The sequence below is a fragment of the Vibrio sp. Vb0937 genome, assembly GCF_033338855.1.
Genome location: NZ_JAWOTK010000459.1, coordinates 1 through 1,040, shown reverse-complemented (window position 1 = coordinate 1,040; position 1,040 = coordinate 1). Strand labels below are relative to the sequence as shown.

Annotated in this window: 3 protein-coding genes; 2 read left to right on the top strand and 1 reads right to left on the bottom strand. The window is 48.3% G+C overall.

What is annotated here, in order from left to right:
- Together R7P67_RS26500 and R7P67_RS26495 are read left to right on the top strand one after the other, a co-directional pair.
- Positions 1–372: proprotein convertase P-domain-containing protein (locus R7P67_RS26500; RefSeq protein ID WP_318086541.1), on the top strand; the 372-nt coding region annotated here is incomplete at its 5' end.
- A gap of 9 nt (positions 373–381) precedes the next feature.
- Positions 382–729, top strand: a complete 348-nt coding sequence (locus tag R7P67_RS26495) for a hypothetical protein (RefSeq protein ID WP_005464009.1) — start codon at positions 382–384, stop codon at positions 727–729.
- 123 nt (positions 730–852) lie between these two features.
- On the opposite strand, the gene R7P67_RS26490 is transcribed toward R7P67_RS26495, so the two are convergent.
- The coding region (locus R7P67_RS26490) for a PTS transporter subunit IIC (protein ID WP_042773676.1) at positions 853–1,040 on the bottom strand (188 nt) is incomplete at its 5' end.

Sequence of the window (1,040 nt, the reverse complement as noted above, 5' to 3'; positions counted from 1 at the left end):
GGTCCTGACGGTGGCGGTAGCTCTGCAGATTCTAGCTACTCAAACACTAACCCTGTTGCGATTCCTGACAACAAAACCTCTGGTGCCATCAGCGCACTGAATGTCGATCGCACTGGCGACTCAGGTACTGTAAGCATTGACGTAGATATTAGCCATACTTACATCGGTGACCTACGAGTGACTCTGACTTCACCGACAGGTGGACAAGTCGTGCTTCACGACAATACTGGCGGTAGCGCTAATGATATTAAAACCACTTTCCAAGTTGATTTCTCTGGTTTTGAATCACAAGGTTCTTGGGAACTTAAAGCCGTCGACAGTGCCAGAAGAGACACAGGTACAATCAACAGTTGGTCTCTGACATTTCAATAAGGAGTGACTATGAAGAAGCTGACCTTACTTTCCGTAACGGCGGGGAGTTTGACCGCGCTATTGGCGATTGGCATGAGCGCCACCAGCCTTGCCAACAACCAAGGCTTTCCTCTTGTGGATGAGCGTCCAACAAGTGCAGAGCAACAACCGGCTCGCTATTTTGTGAAATATCACAAAGGGAAAGAAAGCGAAGTGAGAGCGCTTCTTCGTCACAACAACCTTGAAGTGGTCGATGCTTTGGTGAAACAGCAAGTGTTGGTAGTAACCGGCTCTCAAGAAGATGTCGACAAGCTTTCCACCAGCGATGCGGTTGAGTACACCGAGCAAGAACCAACGAGAAAGTTGCTGTCCCAATAAGATAGCCTCAATAAGAAAAACGCCCCTCACGTGAGGGGCGTTTTTTTTGAGTGTTTTCTACGGCTAAAGCCTCTCAGAGATGAATGCCGACGAGCCTAATTCCGCATTCATCAGAGAGAAAACTTAGCGAACAATCAAACCAAGTAGGATACCTACCGCGCCGAAGTCAGCATCACTGAATGTTGTGTTTGCAAAGCCAAGATCACCCAGTACTGGCATTAGGAATACAGGTAGGAAAGTAATCAGTAGACCTTGTGCAAACGCGCCTAGAATTGCGCCGCGACGACCACCTGTCGCGTTACCAAATACAC

Excerpts from the sequence above, each read along its gene's own strand:
- R7P67_RS26495 (WP_005464009.1), top strand. The coding sequence starts at position 382 with ATGAAGAAGCTGACCTTACTTTCCGTAACGGCGGGGAGTTTGACCGCG.